18 protein-coding genes are annotated in these 15,246 nt (G+C 40.7%); 13 read left to right on the top strand and 5 right to left on the bottom strand.

Annotated elements, in window-relative coordinates; all coding sequences use genetic code 11:
- Window position 1: 1 nt before the first annotated feature.
- Window positions 2-1,057 carry a YkvI family membrane protein gene (locus tag C6W18_RS18125; protein WP_105928480.1) on the top strand — a complete coding sequence of 352 codons (1,056 nt, stop codon included), beginning with the start codon at window positions 2-4 and terminating at the stop codon, window positions 1,055-1,057.
- A 25-nt stretch (window positions 1,058-1,082) separates the two neighbouring features.
- On the opposite strand, the gene C6W18_RS18120 is transcribed toward C6W18_RS18125, so the two are convergent.
- Together C6W18_RS18120 and C6W18_RS18115 are read right to left on the bottom strand one after the other, a co-directional pair.
- The gene (locus C6W18_RS18120; protein WP_034323865.1) at window positions 1,083-1,493 is read right to left on the bottom strand and encodes a hypothetical protein; all 411 of its coding nucleotides are present in this window, start codon (window positions 1,491-1,493) and stop codon (window positions 1,083-1,085) included.
- Between the two features lie 15 nt (window positions 1,494-1,508).
- Window positions 1,509-2,828 (bottom strand): hydrolase, encoded by a 1,320-nt coding sequence (locus tag C6W18_RS18115; RefSeq protein ID WP_105928479.1) that lies wholly within the window; start codon window positions 2,826-2,828, stop codon window positions 1,509-1,511.
- A 294-nt stretch (window positions 2,829-3,122) separates the two neighbouring features.
- Here C6W18_RS18115 and C6W18_RS18110 point away from each other — a divergent pair, with 294 nt between their 5' ends.
- The 5 genes from C6W18_RS18110 (at window position 3,123) to rpsR (ending at window position 5,904) form a co-directional block, all read left to right on the top strand.
- On the top strand, window positions 3,123-3,329 hold the full coding sequence (locus C6W18_RS18110; protein WP_008347561.1) for a DUF951 domain-containing protein: 207 nt from the start codon (window positions 3,123-3,125) through the stop codon (window positions 3,327-3,329).
- Window positions 3,330-3,545: 216 nt separating this feature from the next.
- Entirely contained in the window at window positions 3,546-4,646 is a 1,101-nt protein-coding gene (gene ychF / locus C6W18_RS18105; RefSeq protein ID WP_034323871.1) for a redox-regulated ATPase YchF, read from the top strand.
- 108 nt (window positions 4,647-4,754) lie between these two features.
- Window positions 4,755-5,042, top strand: coding sequence for a 30S ribosomal protein S6 (gene rpsF / locus C6W18_RS18100; protein WP_003215073.1), 288 nt, complete (start codon window positions 4,755-4,757; stop codon window positions 5,040-5,042).
- 36 nt (window positions 5,043-5,078) lie between these two features.
- Entirely contained in the window at window positions 5,079-5,624 is a 546-nt protein-coding gene (ssbA, locus tag C6W18_RS18095; protein ID WP_034323875.1) for a single-stranded DNA-binding protein SsbA, read from the top strand.
- Between the two features lie 40 nt (window positions 5,625-5,664).
- Window positions 5,665-5,904, top strand: a complete 240-nt coding sequence (gene rpsR, locus C6W18_RS18090; protein WP_008347556.1) for a 30S ribosomal protein S18 — start codon at window positions 5,665-5,667, stop codon at window positions 5,902-5,904.
- Window positions 5,905-6,036: 132 nt separating this feature from the next.
- On the opposite strand, the gene C6W18_RS18085 is transcribed toward rpsR, so the two are convergent.
- A complete protein-coding gene (locus tag C6W18_RS18085; protein ID WP_105928478.1) occupies window positions 6,037-6,504 on the bottom strand; it encodes a hypothetical protein in 468 nt (155 codons plus the stop codon).
- Window positions 6,505-6,825: 321 nt separating this feature from the next.
- Between C6W18_RS18085 and C6W18_RS18080 the strand changes: the two genes are divergently transcribed.
- The 3 genes from C6W18_RS18080 to wrbA all read left to right on the top strand — a co-directional run bounded on the left by C6W18_RS18080 (window position 6,826) and on the right by wrbA (window position 9,089).
- Window positions 6,826-7,797, top strand: coding sequence for a ring-cleaving dioxygenase (locus tag C6W18_RS18080; protein ID WP_051691166.1), 972 nt, complete (start codon window positions 6,826-6,828; stop codon window positions 7,795-7,797).
- Window positions 7,794-8,402 (top strand): alpha/beta hydrolase, encoded by a 609-nt coding sequence (locus C6W18_RS18075; protein WP_105928477.1) that lies wholly within the window; start codon window positions 7,794-7,796, stop codon window positions 8,400-8,402. Before C6W18_RS18080 ends, C6W18_RS18075 begins: the two co-directional genes overlap by 4 nt.
- 72 nt (window positions 8,403-8,474) lie before the next feature.
- Window positions 8,475-9,089 (top strand): NAD(P)H:quinone oxidoreductase, encoded by a 615-nt coding sequence (wrbA, locus tag C6W18_RS18070; RefSeq protein ID WP_003215063.1) that lies wholly within the window; start codon window positions 8,475-8,477, stop codon window positions 9,087-9,089.
- 48 nt (window positions 9,090-9,137) lie between these two features.
- Here wrbA and katX read toward each other — a convergent pair whose 3' ends face one another.
- Entirely contained in the window at window positions 9,138-10,727 is a 1,590-nt protein-coding gene (gene katX, locus C6W18_RS18065) for a catalase KatX (RefSeq protein WP_105928476.1), read from the bottom strand.
- 105 nt (window positions 10,728-10,832) lie between these two features.
- Here katX and C6W18_RS18060 point away from each other — a divergent pair, with 105 nt between their 5' ends.
- From C6W18_RS18060 to rsiV, 3 genes are all read left to right on the top strand, one after another.
- Window positions 10,833-11,492 carry a hypothetical protein gene (locus tag C6W18_RS18060; protein WP_105928475.1) on the top strand — a complete coding sequence of 220 codons (660 nt, stop codon included), beginning with the start codon at window positions 10,833-10,835 and terminating at the stop codon, window positions 11,490-11,492.
- Between the two features lie 148 nt (window positions 11,493-11,640).
- Window positions 11,641-12,135: an RNA polymerase sigma factor SigV gene (gene sigV / locus C6W18_RS18055; RefSeq protein ID WP_105928474.1), complete on the top strand. Its 495-nt coding sequence runs from the start codon at window positions 11,641-11,643 to the stop codon at window positions 12,133-12,135.
- Window positions 12,136-12,990: an anti-sigma-V factor RsiV gene (gene rsiV, locus C6W18_RS18050; RefSeq protein ID WP_105928473.1), complete on the top strand. Its 855-nt coding sequence runs from the start codon at window positions 12,136-12,138 to the stop codon at window positions 12,988-12,990.
- Window positions 12,991-13,071: 81 nt separating this feature from the next.
- On the opposite strand, the gene C6W18_RS18045 is transcribed toward rsiV, so the two are convergent.
- Entirely contained in the window at window positions 13,072-13,998 is a 927-nt protein-coding gene (locus C6W18_RS18045; protein WP_105928472.1) for a manganese-dependent inorganic pyrophosphatase, read from the bottom strand.
- 301 nt (window positions 13,999-14,299) lie between these two features.
- Here C6W18_RS18045 and C6W18_RS18040 point away from each other — a divergent pair, with 301 nt between their 5' ends.
- Complete coding sequence (locus tag C6W18_RS18040; protein ID WP_142392825.1) at window positions 14,300-15,238, top strand: YybS family protein; 939 nt, start codon at window positions 14,300-14,302, stop codon at window positions 15,236-15,238.
- Window positions 15,239-15,246 lie beyond the last annotated feature (8 nt).

The following is a 15,246-nucleotide window of genomic DNA, read 5'->3' as shown; positions in this document are numbered from 1 at the left end:
GATGATTGTGTGGAAGGCTGGTTCAAGGTGGACGCTTTTAATTTTAGGAAGCTTAATAGGAGCGGGATATGCTTCTGGTCAAGAAATTTGGCAGTTTTTTGGCCTTGATAGTGGACTAGCCATTCTTCTGTTTACATTGATGTTTATGCTGTCTACCTATGTGGTGTTAAAAATTAGTTATGAGGTACGTGCCGATCACTTTGTGCCAGTGTTAGAGCGGCTTGTAGGACCATGGCTGGCTAAAGTATATGACATTTTAATCGTTCTATATTTATTCACGACAACTACGGTCATGATTGCCGGTGGCGGGGTTACACTTGAGATGTATCATGTACCATTTTGGATTGGCATCGGTGCGTTTTGTTTTTTTTCATTTATGATTTTTTTCTGGGATGTGAAAGGGCTCTTATCGGTGAATGCTTTCATTATACCAATTTTGGTGGTAGGGCTCATCTATGCGTTTGTTTTTTATTATATGAATCATGATCATATGTGGAGGATTGATTTTGGGCAGCAGTACAATTGGCCAGCCAGTATTGTTTTTGCCTCTTTGAATATATTATCTGTTGTTGCGGTGCTGTCTTCGGTTGGGAAAGAAATGAAGGGGCTCGGAGAAGCCAAGGTGGCCAGCATATTAAGTGGTCTGATTTTTGGTGTGATCTCTTATGTGTACAACGAAATACTGGTTGATATTTCTGGAAGTCTTTCAGCAGAGGGAATTCCTTTGTTTACAGTATTAGAAGGGGCGCCGACGTCATTGTTTGTGTTTATGACAGTCGTCCTTTGTCTAGCGATTTATACGACGACAGCCGCAGGTTTATTTGGTTTATCCAGCCGGATGCTCTCTGTTGTACGAATGCCTCGCTGGTTGATTGTGTTTGTTATGCTTCTTTTGATGGCACCCTTAACATCTCTTGGATTTGCCGATTTGATTGCTTTCTTGTATCCGATTTATAGTTTGTTGAATCTTTATTTACTCGTCTGTTTAATGCTATATCCGATTTTAAGCAAAAAGATATTTTTTCGGTCTAAAAATTATATTGATAAAATAAAATAAGCGCCTCTCTTGGCAAGAGAAGCGCTTATTTTATCCGAATTGAATCGATGGCATCTTTGATGTCGTCATATACAGGCATTTGCTGAAGACGCTGAATGCGTTCCTCTAATTCTGAGATGGCTTGTCCTTTTAAATGCTGGGATAAATGCTGTTTGACAATGGTTGTCTGGTTCAACATGTCTTCTGTTTTGGACAGTTGATACTCCAAGTGCACGCGAGTGTTTGCTAATTCGTCATGAAGCCGCAATTTCAGCAGTCGCTTTAGATCCTTTCGCTGTCCTTCTCTGCGTATAGCCTGAATGGCGGCGATTTCTTCAGGAGATTGCGATTGTGTATGAGGTGCAGATTGATTTTCGAATACAGACATGGAGCGGCGAGCGCTCACATTTTGCAAGAAACGCTGGGCGTCACTAGGAGGTTTATTTTGATTGATCATTTGGCGACTCCTTTCTTAATGAATACTCATCTGCATCGCAAGGCGTCTATCTGCCTTGGCATAGTCATCACCCATTGTGTAGAGATGTCTTGAAAGGGTGGAAAGTTCTTGTTCGTAATCTCTAAGGGTGTACAAGGCATTCAGTTGTTTTTCATGTGAATAAAAGGATGAATGCTGCTGCTCCATCCTTACTTCCTCTAACAGTGCTTCCACATCAGTATGACTTAATAAATCATAGTGGCCAAAGCCGACAAGTCCTTTGAGCTCTTGTTTTACATGGTGGACGGCTTCTTTTACACTTTCATCGATTCCATCGATTTTCTCAAATATGGTGTGTACCTCATGTTCAATAATGCTTTGTAGATCATAAGATGAATTTTTTAGTAAATGGGATTTTATGATAATTTCAAGACCACTTTGTGCATATGCACGGCCCGAATGAATTTCTTGTAAAAGCATGGTCGTAAAACTTGTATTGTGATCAAGCTGTTCATCTAAAATACGGGCAGTTCCATTAGAATGGAATTTATACCCATTTACTTCGAAATCTCCTGATACAAGAGCTAAAAATGCATTTGTATCAAATGATTCGTTCCATTCTATATTCATAGACGCAAAGGCTGATTTTAAAAAGGTGTCAATTTCTCTTTGTTTGTATTTATTGGATTCTTGGACTGAGCCTTGCTGTCGAGGTGGTACAGCGTACTTTACTTGTCCAACCCCATGATCGTGACGATTGAGTAAACCTACGTAATGAGTAGGCTGAATATATTCAGTGAGAACATGAGTATATGTACCTTGCAGCGCCTTTTGCTGAATCGAAGGCAACAGACTGCCCCATATATTTGGACTATCAAAGGTGACGGCTTTTTTGACAGCTGGCTGTTCTGTTGCAATATAAGCACAAACAGCACCGGCAAGGGCTTGTCCAGTGAGATGGATGGCTGAATTAGGGTGCTTCTGACAGACTTGTTCTATGTATTCTTTCCCTTTAAAAAAGACATGATCTTGATTCCCAGCTAGGGACTTTCTTTCAATAGGATAGGCATAATCCGTTTTGAGCAATGATTGTGTCGCCGATTGCACATCTTGTGATGATGTGACCGTCATTTGCTTTGGCAGCGGACAGTGAAAAGCAACAATGAATTCGTCTGAATGTTCCTGCTGCATCGTTAAACCATATAATTTATGATCGATCTTTAGAAAATCGTGGACAGTGAGCGTTTGCTGACCTGTTTCTATCGTATGGTGCAGCTGGTAATTGTCTATGTTTCCAGCATGATCGGATATGATTTTATATTCTTTATCAGTTAATCTATCCTTTCGATTGACCATCATACCTGCTCCCTCACATAACATTTATGCAGATATCATAAATCAAAAAATATGGAAAAACCACAGCGTTCTACCAATAAAAACCTTTTGGCCTAGAGTGTTTGTGACAATATTGAAAAAAAGCGGAGTTTAAGTAACTATTGGTCACAAATAAAATGATCTAAAAGAAGGGTTTTTTCTATAAAAAAGAACGAGATTGACGAATGAAAGAGGCTCTTTATTTTGTGCATTGCCCTTCATCGTCGTTTTTTTGTACAATAGATTCAATGAAGTGAGTAAGAGAGGTGAAGGCTGATGGCAGACAAAGCGTTTGGGTTACACGACGTAGTTGAAATGAAAAAACCCCATCCATGTGGTGCCAATCGGTGGAAGGTGATTCGTTTGGGCATGGATATTCGCATTAAATGCGAAGGCTGTGGGCACAGCGTGATGATTCCAAGAAGAGATTTTGAACGAAAAATGAAGAAAATTCTTGTCAAGCATGAGGAGCCAACTGCTTAGTAGGCCTCATGCTTTTTTTGATTAAATTTGTATATTCTCCAGGAGAAACAGATGCAATTTCTCCTTTTGCAGCTCTGATTTCCTCTTTTTGTTGCTGTTTCTTCTATTGAAAATGCATGATGGTTAGCTTGTCTTTTCATGTAAACCTACTTATAATTGCTCTAGGTTCATATTACGCAGTATAACGAGCACGTTTGATATAGAGGAGATGAAAGAATGGCTTTAACAGCTGGTATTGTTGGCTTACCTAACGTTGGGAAGTCAACGCTATTTAATGCAATTACACAGGCTGGAGCGGAGTCTGCTAACTATCCGTTTTGTACCATTGATCCAAACGTCGGAATTGTAGAAGTTCCAGACGATCGTTTGCAAAAACTAACAGAATTGGTGCAGCCGAAAAAGACAGTTCCGACTGCTTTTGAATTCACTGATATTGCCGGTATTGTCAAAGGGGCCTCTAAAGGTGAAGGTTTAGGAAATAAATTCCTTTCTCACATTCGTCAAGTAGATGCGATCTGTCATGTGGTGAGAGCTTTTGCAGATGATAACATCACACACGTATCAGGTAAGGTTGACCCTGTGTCAGATATCGAAACCATTAATTTAGAGTTGATTTTGGCTGATTTAGAAACAGTTGAAAAGCGTTTGGCTCGTGTGAGTAAACTTGCAAAACAAAAGGATAAGGAAGCGGTAGCTGAATATGATATTTTGTCGAAGCTAATGAACGCATTTGAAGCTGGGAAATCGGCAAGATCTGTAGAATTTACAGATGAGCAGCAGAAGCTTGTGAAACAGCTTCATTTACTCACATCTAAACCAGTTCTTTATGTAGCAAATGTGAGTGAGGATGAAGTAGCGGATCATGAGGGCAACGAATATGTGCAGCAAATCCGCGAGTTTGCTTCTGGTGAAAATGCTGAAGTCATCATCGTTTGTGCGAAGATCGAGTCTGAAATTGCAGAGCTTGAAGGAGAAGAGAAGCAGATGTTCCTTGAAGAGCTTGGCATCAAAGAATCAGGTCTAGATCAGCTGATTCAAGCATCTTATTCACTTCTTGGTTTAGCTACTTATTTCACAGCAGGTGAGCAGGAAGTACGCGCTTGGACGTTTAAAAAAGGAATGAAGGCACCGGAATGTGCTGGAATCATTCATACGGACTTTGAACGTGGGTTTATTCGTGCTGAAACGGTTGCATATGAAGATTTACTTGCTGGCGGTAGCATGTCTGCTGCAAAAGAGGCTGGAAAAGTCCGTCTAGAAGGTAAAGAATATGTAGTGAAAGATGGAGACGTCATTCATTTCCGTTTTAATGTATAAGTTCTTGTCATAGGCCAAGTGGTTTGTTATAATATACAATTGTGAGTAATATAATTTATTGCTCCTTGCCCGTTTAGGGCCGCTTAGACCAAAAGGAGGTGCAATCAGATGAGAAAGTACGAAGTTATGTACATCATCCGCCCAACAGTTGACGATGAGGCTAAAAAAGCAGTTATCGAGCGTTTCAATAACGTGTTAACTTCTAACGGTGCGGAGATCACTGGAACAAAGGATTGGGGTAAACGTCGTCTTGCATATGAAATCAACGATTTCCGTGAAGGCTTCTACCAAATCGTAAACGTTCAATCTGACGCTGCAGCAGTTCAAGAATTTGACCGCTTAGCTAAGATTAGTGACGATATCATTCGCCACATTGTTGTTAAAGAAGAAGTATAAATCATTGAAATATATATTTAAAGGTGGTCTTTCAATATGCTAAACCGTGTTGTATTGGTCGGAAGACTAACAAAAGACCCTGAGCTTCGCTACACGCCTAATGGTGCGGCTGTAGCCACGTTTACTCTAGCTGTGAATCGTACGTTTACGAATCAATCTGGAGAGCGTGAAGCCGATTTCATTAACTGTGTTACTTGGAGAAGACAAGCCGAGAACGTGGCTAATTTCTTGAAAAAAGGAAGTCTTGCCGGTGTAGACGGTCGTTTGCAGACAAGAAACTATGAAAATCAGCAAGGACAACGTGTCTTCGTGACAGAGGTTCAAGCTGAAAGTGTTCAATTTCTTGAGCCTAAGAGCGGCGGTGCTGGTTCAGGTGGATACAGCGGCGGTGGCAATAGCGGAGGCCAGTATTATGGCGGTAGCCAAAACGATCAGAATCCATTCGGAAATGAACCAAATCAAAATCCATATGGCAATCAAAACAACCAACAAAATCGTAATCAGGGAAATAGCTTCAATGATGACCCATTTGCGAATGATGGTAAACCGATTGACATCTCCGATGATGATTTGCCATTCTAATTGATCTGAAAAAATGACTAAAGGAAAGGTGTGAAAACAAATGGCAGGTGGACGCAGAGGCGGTCGTGCGAAACGTCGTAAGGTATGTTTCTTTACTTCTAACGGAATCACGCACATCGACTACAAAGATGTTGATCTTCTTAGAAAGTTTGTTTCTGAGCGTGGTAAAATTTTACCTCGTCGTGTAACAGGAACTAGCGCTAAGTATCAACGTAAATTGACATTAGCGATTAAAAAATCACGTCAAATGGCATTACTTCCATACGTTACTGGTGAGTAAGTCGTTGACTTAAAAGCGAAGAGCCTTGAGCTCTTCGCTTTTTTAAGTAAATAAAATAAATAATTGCTGACTATTTGAGGCATAGCTTTAAAGATATTAAAAGTTTAAACTAATCAAGTGAAAATATATTAATTACGTTTCCCATATCAGCATTTTTGCTTTATATTTAGTGTTTTCTATATTTTTTTTATAATTGTTGAGGAATGATTTATTTAGATTTGATGGGATATAACCTAGCCGAACCTTAAGTATATTTTCGATTACATACATTTTTTTGGTGGATAGTTTATATGACTGCAGTAATTCATCCCCTTCTCTAGTTTCCTTGTGAATTCTTGACTCAAAATTTCTTTTGTAAAAGGAAGTTCTTACTTTTCTAGCTTCTCTTAAAAGGAGTATTAGCTCCCACGTTGAAAATGTCATTAATTCTGGAGTTGTCATGTTAAGATAGGCAGAATTGACTTCTCTATTTATTATCTGGATTCTTTCTCCGTCTTTTTGAATCTGATTTAGTGATAAATTCATCTCACAAAAATCACAAAAAAAGAAATCTATCTCCGTTTTTAGATTTGTGCCACAGTATGGGCATGTATTAGCCATAATATTCTCCCCTTAACATATTTTTAAAAGCTCTGTAAAACATCAAATCATCCTATATTAAGCAATAACATTCAGTTTCCTCTACGAATATTCTACCAGTAACATATTAAAAAGAAAGAGTTGTTAAAATAAAGGGAAAACAGATCCGCTATATAAAAAGAAGATCTGTTTTTTCAAAAGATTGAACATACACCATTGACATTTATTTAAAAACATCATATCCTTAATTCGAGATAAATATATTTTTTTGATTTAATATCTCGAATTCGAGATAATATAAAGGTGTTAACAAAGACATAATGAATAGAGGCTTGTTATTTCATGATGGGGAGGTCACTAGAAGTGAAGAAAACAGAAGGAATTCACCATATTACAGCAATTGTTGGTCATCCTCAGGAGAATGTTGATTTTTATGCAGGTGTTTTAGGACTTCGTCTCGTGAAGAAGACCGTGAATTTTGATGATCCAGGTACGTACCATTTATATTTTGGAAATGAAGGAGGATCTCCGGGGACGATTATCACGTTTTTCCCATGGCCAGGTGCACAAAAGGGACAAATTGGCGCAGGTCAAGTGGGCGTGACGACATATGTTGTACCATCAGGCGCTTTCTCTTTCTGGAAGGAACGTCTTGAGCAGTTTGATATTTCTTATGAAATGGTTGAACGCTTTGATGAAGCCTTTCTCTCATTCGAAGATCCACACGGCTTGTTGATTGAGCTAGTAGAACGTGCGGAGGGAAAAGAAAATGAGTGGACATTTAACGGGGTCACACCAGCTGTTGCGATAAAAGGGTTTGGCGGAGCTGTTTTGTTAACATCACAGCCAGAGCAAACGATGCAGCTGCTAGAACAAACAATGGGTTTTGAACGAGTTGGAGCAGAAGAGGACTATGTGAGATTCCGTTCGTTTGGTGAGATAGGCAATGTGATTGATGTGAACAAGATACCTGTTGCACGCGGACGTATGGGTGTTGGGGTTGTACATCATATTGCATGGAGAGCAACAGATGATCAGGATCAATTAGATTGGCAAAGACATATTGCACAAAGTGGGTATCAAGTCACACCTGTGCAAGACAGGAATTACTTCAATGCCATTTACTTTAGAGAGCTTGGCGGCATATTATTTGAAATTGCGACCGATCCTCCAGGGTTTGCACACGATGAAACAGTGGAAACAATGGGTGAAGCATTGAAACTGCCATCTCAATATGAGGCGCAGCGTAGCCAGATTGAACAAATTGTGCTGCCAATTGAGGTGAGAGAAATCAAAGGGAAAGGAGATTCATGATGAAGCATCTTTTTCGAAAAGGAAAGAATGAACAAAGACCTGTTCTTTTATTACTGCATGGAACTGGCGGGACGGAACATGACTTATTGCCGCTTGCAGAGGTGATAGATCCTGACGCATCTGTTCTTAGTGTGAGAGGAAATGTGTTAGAGAACGGCATGCCGCGTTTTTTCAGGCGTTTGGCAGAGGGTGTTTTTGACGAACAAGATTTAATTGAGCGTACAAAGGAACTATATACATTCATCGGAGAAGCAGCAGATGAACATGGATTTGACCGTCACAATGTGGTAGCCATCGGCTATTCCAATGGGGCGAACATTGCTGGGAGCCTGTTATTCCATTATGGAGATGCACTGAAAGGAGCCATCCTGCATCACCCGATGGTCCCAAGACGCGGGGTTTCATTACCGTCATTAGCGGGGAAACAAGTCTTTATAGCAGCTGGTGAAAATGACCCAATGTGCCGTCCAGAGGAATCACAGGAACTGGAGCAATTACTGCAAGAGGTGGGAGCATCTGTTACGCTTCATTGGGAAAATCGTGGACATCAGCTAACGAGAGAAGAAGTCGATGCTGCGGCATTATGGTATCGTCGTCAATATTAATGAAGGTGGGGAGTACAGGTGAGATTTTTACAGAAGCTTTTTGGGCAAACCAAACAAAAGGAGCTGGAACAAATGGAAAATGTAAAACTAGCGATTATTTATTATAGTTCAACAGGTACAAATTATCAGATGGCAAAATGGGCTGAGGCTGGAGCGAAAGAAGCTGGCGCTGAAGTGAAGGTATTAAAGGTTGCTGAATTGGCACCAGAAGCAGTTGTGGCATCAAATCCAGCATGGAAAGCACATTTAGATGAAACAAAAGATGTACCAGAGGTTCAATTGAGTGATTTAGAGTGGGCAGATGCGATCATCTTTAGCATGCCGACACGTTTCGGTAACTTGCCGGCTCAAATGAAGCAATTCTTAGATACAACAGGCGGCTTGTGGTTCCAAGGGAAATTGGCAAACAAAGCAGTGAGTGCGATGACATCTGCACAAAATCCAAACGGTGGACAGGAGCAGACCATTCTCAGCCTTTACACGACTATGTTCCACTGGGGAGCGATTATTGCCGCTCCTGGATACACAGATGACTCCCTATACGGTGCAGGGGGCAACCCTTACGGTGTGAGTGTCACTGTGGACCAAAATGGAAAGATTCAAGAGGATGCAGAAGCAGCTGCGAAACATCAGGCGAAACGTACAGTCAATGTGGCAGAATGGATCAAAAAAGGTCAAAATGCTTAATAGATATAAACAAAAAGAATGCAGCTTCGCCGCTGCATTCTTTTTTATTTAATAAGGATCTGAAGGTGTGCTGTTGTTGATGGCTTCGTTCACGGCTTGTGCTGCGCCTGTTGAACCGATGGGTCCGCTTGGTTCCTCATGTTTAAAGGCTTTTAAGCCGTCAGCGACACGCTTTCCGTAATCAGCATCTGCTTTTGTAAAGTTTTCAATCATTTGATCTTGAATGTCTTTTTGACATGTCGCAAGGGTATTGACTAAGTTCTTAATCAGCTCCTCACGTTCCCAATCATTGAAGCGGCGATATGTTTCTCCCGCTTGACCGAAATTGTTCGGGCGGTCAATGGATTCTCGTTTGACTTCACCCTCAACAAAAGGTGTATGATCCTTTCCATCCTGCTTCGCTTCTTTTAATCCACCGAGGATAGACGGCTCATAATTCACATGGGGATTTTGTCCTTTTCCTTGATCGACATGGTATTCCATTTGTCCATCTCGCTGATTGGTGGCGACATGCTTTTTCGGAGCATTGATCGGAAGCTGTAAATAGTTTGGCCCGACACGATATCGCTGCGTGTCAGAGTAGGAGAAGGTGCGTCCTTGCAGCAATTTATCATCCGAAAAATCGAGACCGTCTACGAGAACCCCAGTCCCAAAGGCAACCTGCTCGACTTCTGCAAAATAATTCTCTGGATTTTTGTTTAAGACCATTCGTCCGATCGGTTTCCATGGATAGTCATCTTTGTACCAAAGCTTTGTCGGATCAAGCGGGTCAAAGTCGAGGTGAGGGTGGGCTTCATCCTCCATGATCTGCGCATATACCTCCCATTCAGGATGATCTCCTTGCTCAATGGCTTCATATAAATCCTGTGTGGCATGATTAAAGTTTTCCCCTTGAATTGCTTGAGCCTGTTCCTGTGTCAGGTTGCGAATGCCTTGTTTCGGTTCAAAGTGATATTTGACCAGCACCGCTTTCCCTTCGTGATTCACCCATTTGTAGGCATGGACACCCGAGCCTTGCATGTGGCGGTATGTCGCTGGAATGCCCCATGGTGAAAAGAGAAATGTCACCATGTGCGTCGCTTCTGGTGATTGCGAGACGAAATCAAAAATACGCTCGCCGTCCTGACGATTGGTGACAGGATCGGGCTTAAAGGCATGAACCAAATCAGGGAACTTCAAAGCATCTCGGATAAAGAAAATTTTCAGATTGTTTCCAACTAGATCCCAATTTCCTTCTTCTGTATAAAATTTGATCGCAAACCCTCTAGGATCGCGCAATGTTTCTGGCGAATGACCGCCGTGAATCACAGAAGAAAAACGAACGAAGACAGGGGTCTTTTTCCCTTTCTCCTGAAATAACTTGGCTCTTGTATAGGTGGAGATGGGTTCATCACCGAATGTGCCATAGGCTTCAAAATAACCGTGTGCCCCGGCCCCGCGTGCGTGGACGACACGTTCAGGAATACGCTCACGATCAAAATGACTGATTTTCTCTAGGAAATCGTAGTTTTCAAGCGTGGTTGGTCCTCTGTTCCCAACGGTTCTCATGTTTTGATTATCTGTTACCGGATGACCTTGTCGATTCGTTAAAGTGTCTTCTGAATCTGAAGATGGTTTAGGCTGTTGATCTTCTTTCAAGTAGAATCCCTCCTTCAATCTCTCAATAACAATATGGTCATGTTTCTCCCTATTTCATACAAGGATTGATATAATGATTGAAAACTTTCATGAGGAGCGAACCTGATGATTCGATTACATTGCCTTCACGCACATCCATCCAATATGTCTTATATAGAAGACGTTTTTCGTGATACAGCATTTGAGTTGCATCACACAGTCGATTCATCATTTATGGAACGTGCCAAACAAGATCCCGCTTTTGATCTTCACCAGCAGCAAACCTATGCCATCAACAGACTGATGCAAGAGAGGGAAGCTGATATGATCCTATTAACCTGTACACAATATATTGCGGCTATGGGTGACCAGCAGCACCTTTTCAAACAACCGATTGTTCCGATAGATGAACCGTTATTTGAGCTGATTTGCGAGAAAAAAGAGCCTCTTCAACTTGTGTTTTCAAACCCAGATACAGTGGAAGGAACGATGCATCGGTTTTATTCGTATGCAAAAGAGCGGGGAATACAGGTTGAAGCCGATATTGTTGTGATGGAGGATATCTTTCATCTTTGCCTAAATGGTGACATGCCAGCATATGAGGATCGAATCAAAGAGCAGCTGAGAAGATGTATGAAGCAAAAAAGTGGACACATTTGCGTGATGCAGCTTTCGATGGTTCACGCTGCACAACAGGTTGAGCGGGAAACAGGCGCTTCCATCATTCATCCGCTTTCTCCATTAAGATCGTTTGTTCATCAAAAAATGACTACTTTGAAAGAGTGAACCCGTCAGGTTCGCTCTTTTTGTATAGAAAAGAACATGCGATGACATGTTAAAAAAATAACGAGCGCAAACTATTTTCAAAAGGTGCGCGTCTATCCATTGTAAGAAATAACAGATGCGCATTTAAGATAAAGGAGCTCTTTGTAAAATGAAGAAACGAAAGATTGATGATCAATTTGCGGATTACGTAATGGAGCATAAACATAGTTTTTATCGATTGTCCTATAGTTATGTCAAAAACCCGGAAGATGCCATGGATGTCGTTCAAGAGGCGATTCATAAAGCACTCAAATCTGTTCACAGGCTAGAGGATGCAAGCAAGATGCATAGCTGGTTTTATAAAATCGTGGTGAACACTGCCTTAGACTTTTTACGAAAGAAGAAGCGGGTGCAGGTGACAGATGACGACACACTCGAATTCTTATCAAAGGGTGAATCAGATGTCTATGAGGATCAAGACGTCAGACGGGCCATAGAGGATTTGCCTGAGATGTATCGGGTTATCATCATATTGAGATTCTTTGAAGATTTAAAACTAGAGGACATCGCTCATATTCTCGAAGAAAACGAAAACACCATCAAAACAAGATTATATAAGGCGTTGCGACTTTTAAAAGTAGAATTATCGCAGGAGGAAATATAAATGGATAAGTATTTGGAACAGTTAAAAGAGGAATATTTAGAAATCCCTATTCCACCGGAATATGATGCCATGGTTGAACGGACGTTGAAACGAAAAAATAAAAAACCTCACTTTCAGCAATGGACCATTGGACTCGTCGCTGCGGCTGCTCTGTTTGTCACGACTGTTAACGTCAGTCCACAGGCAGCAAGAGCGATTTCAGAGGTACCTGTCATTGGAGAGCTTGTGAAAGTCGTGACTTTCACAGAATTTAAAAAGAGCGATCAAGGAACGAATATTGATCTCAAAACACCACACGTATCGGGGCTTGGTGACGGAAAATTAGAAGACAGCCTGAATCAAAAATATTTAGCTGAAAACAAAAAGCTGTATCAAGATTTTGAAAAGGAAACAAAGGGTTATAAAAATGGTCATTTGAGCGTTGAGAGTGGGTATGAAGTGAGAACAAACAATGACCAGATTCTCTCACTAGGTCGGTACAAGGTAACCACTCAGGCTTCAGCAGCAGAAGAAATGACGTACGATACGGTTGATAAGAAAAATCATGTACTGATCACACTACCAAGCTTGTTTAAAAATGATCGTTATATTGATGTGATTAGTGAAAATATTAAAGAACAAATGAAGAAACAGATGAAAGAGGATTCCAATAAGATTTACTGGATTGGCAAAGATGAAATGGACCCATTTAAGAAGATTCAGCCAGATCAAAGCTTCTATATCAATTCGAAAGGCAAACTTGTGATTTCCTTTAATGAATATGATGTGGCGCCTGGCTACATGGGGGTTGTTGAATTCACAATACCAACAAGTGCGCTAAAGGATATCCTCGTCAGTGATATGTATATTCATTAGAAAGAAGCGTTCTGAAAGGAACGCTTTTTTAACATAGAAAAAGACTGCTGAACGTGTCTGTCAGCAGTCTTGTCGTGTTGATTAAGAAAGGGCGTCCGTTAGTGCAGGCACCACTTGTTTCTTTCTGGATACAACACCTTTTAGTAAAGCTGTGTTATTTTCAAGTGTTACGTTAAATGCTTTTTCTACTTTTGCCGCTTCAGCACCAAGTGCAAGAGCAAGAGAATCATTTTCTAAAATGTCTGTGATCACTAGAACAAATAGATCAAGACTTTTCGCTGCAATGACTTCATTGATTTTCGCTTCAATATCAGCTTGTCTTGCTGTCACTTCAGCGATATCTACTGTATTGACTTGAGCAATTTCAACTTTGCTGTTGCCTAGTGCAAATTCTTTTGCATCAAGTGTAATTAATTCTTGAACGGTTTTCTGGCTCAGATCAGCACCGGCTTTCAGCATGTCTAGGCCGTATACTTCTGGGTCTACCCCTGCGATTTTCGCTAGCTCATGCGCAGCATCAATGTCTTGCTGTGTGCATGTTGGGGATTTGAATAATAAGGAATCAGAAATGATCGCAGATAAAAGCAAACCAGCGATTTCTTTTTCAATCGTAATTTGATGCTCTTTGTACATTTTGTTTAAGATCGTTGCTGTACAACCAACTGGCTCAGCACGATAGAAAAGAGGTTCACTTGTTTCAAAGTTGGCAATACGGTGATGGTCAATGACCTCAGTCACTTGTACTTGATCAATATCGCTTACACTTTGCTGGAATTCGTTATGATCAACAAGAATGACTTGCTTTGTTTCGTTTGCAGCCGTTTCAATGAAACGAGGTGCTTCTTGTTTAAAGAAATCTAATGCGTATTGTGTTTCTCCATTGATTTCTCCAAGTCTGACAGCTTCTGCTTCGACGCCGATTTTGTTTTTTAGATCAGCGTAAGCGATAGCAGAGCAAATCGTGTCTGTGTCAGGGTTTTTGTGTCCGAATACGAGTGTTTTTCCCATGTGAATTCTCCTTCTTACATTTATTGATGATGTTTCTATTCTAACAGCTTTTGACCTTGAATTCAGGGTTTATAGCTAAGAATAATCTAAAAAATTGTAACATGCTGTCTGAAAACTTGCATGTACAATTCCATATTGTGTTCCACGTGAAACGTTCCCAAGATAGCCTGGATTTTACTTGAGATTTGCCACTATGGTAAAATAAAGGTTGGGGCAAGACATGATGGAGCTTACATCGTACGTATACATAGAAGTACACATTGAGCAAGATATAGAAAAATGATTGGATAGAGGTGAAGGTGTGAAACAAACAAAAGCGTTAGTAGAAGGCGCAATTATGATCAGTATTTTTTCGGTCATGATGCTGTTTTATTTGTATGTGCCGCTATTATCCATTATTTTCTTTCTAGCTGCTCCGATTCCGATCATTCTCTATACAATTAGGCATGGCTTGAAAAAAGGAATTGCTGCTGGCGCTATTGGCATAGTGATCAGCTTTTTAATTGGGTCTATTGCTGGGCTGATGAGTGCACCAATGCTGATTGCTGTCGGTTTAGGCATGGGTGTTTTCTACAGCAAGAGGCAGCCGGGGAATGCGGTCATTACAGGAGCGCTGATCTATTTATTCAGTTTTCTCATCTATTTTGTTGTCAGTGTTCAGCTTTTCCAAGTCGATATACTTGGAATCGCTAAAGAAGCCATTGAGCAAATGATTCCTATGTTAGAGAGTGTCTTAAAGCAATCCGGCGCTTCTGAACAGGACATTGCGAAACAACTGAAGCAGTTTAGAGAGATGCAGGATACCGCATTGAGTGCTTTACCTGTAGCGTTATTGATTGGTGTCACGCTGATGGCTTTTGTGAATCACTGGTTCGTGCAGCCTCTGATCAAACGGTTTGTCAAAGACATGCCAACCCTTAAGAAATTTAAGGATATGCGGCTGCCAAAAAGCATGGTATGGTATTATTTACTCACACTACTTTTGATGCTGATTCAGACGGAAAAAGGTAGCTTTTTATGGCTCGTGCAAACGAGTGCGTTTCAAATTTTATTTATACTGGTGCTTATTCAGGGCTTTTCTTTTATCTTCTATTATTGCCACGAAAAAAACATCTCAAAAGTGGTACCCATTTTTGCTATTGTGTTGACGGTTCTCTTGCCGCCAATCGGTGTGATTGTGCGTATTATAGGGATTGCTGACATAGGCTTTGATTTAAGAGATAAAGTAAAAAACAAATAATTCACTCT

It is taken from the genome of Bacillus sp. LLTC93, assembly GCF_002993125.1.
Classification (GTDB): domain Bacteria; phylum Bacillota; class Bacilli; order Bacillales; family Bacillaceae; genus Bacillus; species Bacillus zhangzhouensis.
This window is presented reverse-complemented; position numbering and strand designations above follow the sequence as displayed.